General features: G+C 38.7%; 4 protein-coding genes and 4 tRNA genes. 7 read left to right on the top strand and 1 reads right to left on the bottom strand.

The window, feature by feature from the left end:
- The first annotated feature begins 294 nt into the window (after positions 1–294).
- The gene (murB, locus tag DD649_RS02690; protein WP_336428950.1) at positions 295–1,329 is read left to right on the top strand and encodes a UDP-N-acetylmuramate dehydrogenase; all 1,035 of its coding nucleotides are present in this window, start codon (positions 295–297) and stop codon (positions 1,327–1,329) included.
- A complete protein-coding gene (birA, locus tag DD649_RS02685) occupies positions 1,326–2,306 on the top strand; it encodes a bifunctional biotin--[acetyl-CoA-carboxylase] ligase/biotin operon repressor BirA (protein ID WP_294103344.1) in 981 nt (326 codons plus the stop codon). The genes murB and birA overlap by 4 nt, the downstream gene beginning before the upstream one ends.
- A gap of 48 nt (positions 2,307–2,354) precedes the next feature.
- Here birA and coaA read toward each other — a convergent pair whose 3' ends face one another.
- Complete coding sequence (gene coaA / locus DD649_RS02680; protein WP_294103342.1) at positions 2,355–3,305, bottom strand: type I pantothenate kinase; 951 nt, start codon at positions 3,303–3,305, stop codon at positions 2,355–2,357.
- Between the two features lie 427 nt (positions 3,306–3,732).
- Between coaA and DD649_RS02675 the strand changes: the two genes are divergently transcribed.
- From DD649_RS02675 to tuf, 5 genes are all read left to right on the top strand, one after another.
- Positions 3,733–3,808: transfer RNA gene (locus DD649_RS02675), tRNA-Thr, on the top strand.
- 15 nt (positions 3,809–3,823) lie between these two features.
- Positions 3,824–3,908, top strand: a tRNA-Tyr gene (locus DD649_RS02670).
- 72 nt (positions 3,909–3,980) lie between these two features.
- A tRNA-Gly gene (locus tag DD649_RS02665) sits at positions 3,981–4,055 on the top strand.
- 6 nt (positions 4,056–4,061) lie between these two features.
- Positions 4,062–4,137, top strand: a tRNA-Thr gene (locus DD649_RS02660).
- 117 nt (positions 4,138–4,254) lie between these two features.
- Positions 4,255–5,439 (top strand): elongation factor Tu, encoded by a 1,185-nt coding sequence (gene tuf, locus DD649_RS02655; protein WP_294103340.1) that lies wholly within the window; start codon positions 4,255–4,257, stop codon positions 5,437–5,439.
- Positions 5,440–5,443: the final 4 nt, after the last annotated feature.

The following is a 5,443-nucleotide window of genomic DNA, read 5'->3' as shown; positions in this document are numbered from 1 at the left end:
TCTCCCCATGTGAGAGTAGGGAACTGCTAGGTTTTAAATAATGAAAAGCCACCTTATAGGTGGCTTTTTACTTTCCAGGATATTAACATTTCATCATTTCATCATTTCATCATTTCATCATTTCATCATTCAATCATTTCTATTTTATATACTCAGATCAAATAATAATCTTATCCGTTAGCTCACATAAGTAAGTTGATTGTACTTATATGATTATTTATAGATTGCTACTATTCTCTATTAAGCCTGACTGATAGACTTACCTCATCTTAGTTTTTTAGTATTGAAGGTAGTATGAACCTGAATTCTGAACTCAAATTATTTAATAGCTTTGGTATTGAGGCGAAAGCATCGTCTTTATCTATCGTACAAAGTGCGGATGCTTTACATCAACTGTGGATAGAGACAACAAATAAAAAATTACCCATATTGCTACTTGGTAGTGGAAGTAATATTTTATTTATTGAAGATTTTGAAGGTGCCGTCATCGTTAATAGAATCAAAGGCATTCAAATAACGCAGACAGATGAATTCTGGCATATACAAGTTGGAGCCGGTGAAAATTGGCATCAGTTGTTGGAAATACTGTTAAGCAAAGGGATTTATGGTGCTGAAAATTTAGCACTGATCCCTGGCTGTGTAGGTTCTGCGCCTATTCAAAATATTGGCGCATATGGATTAGAATTAAAAGATATATGTGAGTATGTTGACCTACTTTGTTTAGCGACTGGAAATATTACTCGCCTTTCTGTTGATGAGTGCCAGTTTGGATACCGTGATAGTATTTTCAAGCATACATATAAAGAGAATTACGCCATTGTTAGCGTCGGATTGAAACTTTCTAAAGTATGGGCACCAAAACTAACATACGGAGACCTTGCTAAGCTAGATCCCGCTATAGTGACTCCACAACAAGTCTTTGAGTCTGTATGTCAGACACGTAAAAGTAAATTACCTGATCCTACCGTAACAGGCAATGCGGGAAGTTTTTTTAAAAACCCCGTTATATCAGCTGAAGAAGCGCAGAAAATTAAAGTTGAATATCCTTCTTGCCCACAATACTTGCAAATAGATGGGCGTGTAAAACTTGCTGCTGGGTGGTTAATCGATCAGTGTGGCTTGAAAGGCTATGAAATGGGCGGAGCTGCGGTACATACAGAACAAGCATTAGTCTTAATTAATAAAAATCAAGCAACAGGACAAGATATTGTTGAATTAGCTAAATTTGTAAGCCAGACAGTTGCAAAGCGCTTTGGTATTCTTTTAGAACCTGAAGTTAGATTTATTGGAAAGAAAGGTGAGATTAACGCTATGGATTGTCTTGTATGAGAGAGATAAGTATACCTTTACAGCTTGTTGATATTTTATCGGATGCACAGCTGCACTCAGGTGAACAGCTTGGCGATAAGTTAGGCATGACAAGGGCGGCAATTAATAAACACATTAAAACGCTACGATCATGGGGCTTGAATATTCAAACGGTGACAGGTAAAGGTTATAAGCTCCCTTACCAAATGAATCTATTAAACAGAGAAACAATTAAAAAGCAAATTGATGACGTTAATATCATCGTAGAACCTGTTATTGACTCAACCAACCAATACATGTTGGAACGGATCCCAAATCTTAAATCGGGTGATACTTGTTTAGCTGAATATCAAAGTGCAGGTCGAGGAAGGAGAGGCCGCCAATGGATCTCTCCATTTGGTTGCAACCTTTATTTGTCAATGTATTGGAAACTCGAACAAGGGCCTGCTGCGGCAATAGGGTTAAGTTTAGTTGTAGGTATTGTTATCGCTGAAACACTAAATAAGTTAGGTTCGAATAAAGTAAAAGTAAAAGTAAAATGGCCTAATGACCTTTATATGAATGATAAAAAACTTGCAGGTATTCTTGTTGAATTAACCGGTAAAACTGGTGATGCTGCGCATATTATTATTGGTATTGGTATTAATATTGGAATGGATAAAAATAACGTTGAAGATAATAAGGCTATAAATCAGTCATGGGCATCTTTAATAGATGAAGTTAATGATATTGAACGAAATGAATTATCAATAAATATTATTCAAACATTAAGAACAGCATTAGTTTTATTTGAGAAAGCAGGTTTAAAACCTTTCATCGAGCGTTGGTTTAAGCTTGATAATTTTTTTAATAGAAAAATTAAGCTATTGATAGGTAATGATATTATAGTTGGCATTGAACGAGGGATTAATGAGCAGGGTGCACTTTTATTACAAAAAGAAAATGGAGAAATTGTGCCATATATTGGTGGTGAAATATCATTAAGATCAAATGAATAATAAAATTTCGGGCCGGAATTAAACCGGCCAATAATAATTAAAAAATAACTACTTTCTCAATCTAACACTTTGAATAGAATGATTTTCACCTTTGGTCATTATTAAACTTGCTCGTTCTTTTGTTGGTAATATATTTTCTTTTAAATTTAATCCATTAATCTCATCCCAAATTGAGCTAGCAATATTTATAGCTTCTTCTTCACTTAATTTAGAGTAACTATGAAAATAAGAACCAGGAGCAGAAAATGCACCTTGGCGAAATTTTAAAAAGCGTCCTATATACCATTGTTTTAATAGTTGTGGTGCAGCATCTACATAAATTGAAAAATCGACAAAATCTGAAACGAATACATGATGCGGATCTTGCGGGTAATCCATGTCACTTTGAAGAACGTTTAGCCCTTCAAGGATCAATATATCAGGTTGATCGATGATTTGTTGCTGGTCGGGGACAATATCATAGGTTAAATGAGAATAAACAGGCGCAGCAACATGGCGTGCGCCAGATTTAATCTGTGAAACAAAGTTAACTAGTTTCCTCATATCATAAGATTGTGGAAAACCTTTTTTCTTCATTATATTTTTATCTTTTAACACCTGATTAGGATGTAAAAAGCCATCAGTCGTAATAAGGTCAACTTTTCTGTGTTCTGGCCAGCGCGTTAATAAGGCCTGAAGTAAACGGGCTGTCGTGCTCTTACCTACTGCCACGCTGCCGGCAATGCCGATAATATAAGGAACTTTGGCCTCATTAGTCCCTAAGAATTGTTCTAAGACAGCTTGGCGACGTAGGTTAGAGCTTATATAAAAATTAAGTAAGCGAGATAGTGGTAGATAGATTTCGATAACATCCTTCATCGAGAGTTCTTCATTGATGCCTTTCAATTCAAGAAGCTCACTGGATGTTAGAGTCAACGGGACTGAATCACGTAAAGTTGACCAATGTTCTCTATCAAACTCTAAATATGGAGTGTTAATAAAATTTTCATTTTGTTTCATAAACCAACATCTGCCTATTTTATGCAGGTTGGATAGGTTGCCTAAACATCCGTATCCATAAAATTTGATAGCATCATAGCGAGTGAAAGATTGTAGGCGTAGAACTTTTTATGTTTTATATGCTTTTTTTTTGACGGGTGCAGTAAAAAAGACATTAACTGACTAAAAAACACTCTAACAATTAGAGTGATAGAAGTGTGATAGTGGCTATAAAATAGACATTTAAAAAATGTAAACCTATTAGAGCTCTTTACTCATGAATTAATAATGGATTATAGTTAAAGGCTGCTGTTGATGTTTTAAGCGAGAAAGAGTTAAAAAAACAGCAAAAATGCAATAAACGGATAAAAAGTGAGCGAACGAACAAAAAAGTTAATTTTTTTGTTGCAACATGCGCTCAGTCTTCCTAGAATGCGCAGCACTTGATGCCGGCATAGCTCAGTTGGTAGAGCAACTGACTTGTAATCAGTAGGTCCCGAGTTCGACTCTTGGTGCCGGCACCATTAAAAATTTGGATAGGTGGGATACCCAAGCGGCCAAAGGGAGCAGACTGTAAATCTGCCGTCATCGACTTCGAAGGTTCGAATCCTTCTCCCACCACCATCTCCTTGATAATCCTCAATGGATAAATCAAGAAAAGTTTAGCAGCTGATAACTCAGGTAGCCGAGTTCATTGCGGGCATCGTATAATGGCTATTACCTCAGCCTTCCAAGCTGATGATGCGGGTTCGATTCCCGCTGCCCGCTCCAAGATGTGCTGATATGGCTCAGTTGGTAGAGCACACCCTTGGTAAGGGTGAGGTCGGCAGTTCGAATCTGCCTATCAGCACCACTTCCCCTATGTACTCAATAATCCCTGATTTGTCTCCTGTAAATAATACAAGCAAACTTATTTATGCTTGGTTGATGTGGTCTGACCACCGATTCCGTGTCTTAGAGGGACAATCTAATGTCTAAAGAAAAATTTGAACGTTCAAAACCGCACGTTAACGTTGGTACAATCGGCCACGTTGACCATGGTAAAACTACTCTGACAGCAGCTATCACTACTGTTCTAGCAAAAACTTACGGCGGTTCTGCTCGTGCATTCGATCAAATCGATAACGCACCAGAAGAAAAAGCACGTGGTATCACTATCTCTACTTCACACGTAGAATATGACACCCCAGCTCGTCACTACGCACACGTAGACTGCCCAGGTCACGCCGACTATGTTAAAAACATGATCACGGGTGCTGCGCAGATGGACGGTGCAATTCTGGTTGTTGCTGCGACTGATGGCCCAATGCCACAAACGCGTGAACACATCCTGTTAGGTCGCCAAGTTGGTGTTCCTTACATCATCGTGTTCCTGAACAAATGTGACATGGTAGACGACGAAGAACTGTTAGAACTCGTTGAAATGGAAGTTCGTGAACTTCTTTCTCAGTACGATTTCCCAGGTGATGACACTCCAGTTATCCGTGGTTCTGCACTGAAAGCACTGGAAGGTGTTCCAGAGTGGGAAGCGAAAATTGTTGAACTAGCTGGTTTCCTGGATAGCTATATCCCAGAACCAGAGCGTGCAATTGACAAACCATTCCTGCTGCCAATTGAAGACGTATTCTCAATCTCAGGTCGTGGTACAGTAGTAACAGGCCGTGTTGAGCGTGGTATCGTTAAAGTTGGTGAAGAAGTTGAGATTGTTGGTATTCAAGCAACAGTTAAAACAACTTGTACTGGCGTTGAAATGTTCCGTAAACTGCTTGACGAAGGTCGTGCTGGTGAGAACGTGGGTGTTTTACTGCGTGGTACTAAACGTGAAGAAATTCAACGTGGACAAGTACTGGCAAAACCAGGTTCAATCAAGCCACATACACAATTCGAATCAGAAGTGTATATCCTGAGCAAAGATGAAGGTGGTCGTCATACTCCATTCTTCAAAGGTTACCGTCCACAGTTCTACTTCCGTACAACTGACGTAACCGGTACTATCGAACTGCCAGAAGGCGTAGAGATGGTAATGCCAGGCGATAACATCAACATGATCGTGACATTGATTCACCCAATCGCGATGGATGATGGTTTGCGTTTCGCAATCCGTGAAGGTGGTCGTACTGTAGGCGCCGGTGTTGTTGCAAAAGTTATTGCATAATATC

It is taken from the genome of Providencia sp. (assembly GCF_003533305.1).
Lineage (GTDB): Bacteria > Pseudomonadota > Gammaproteobacteria > Enterobacterales > Enterobacteriaceae > Providencia.
The sequence above is the reverse complement of the archived record's forward strand: the minus strand, read 5'-3'. Positions and strand labels throughout refer to the sequence as shown.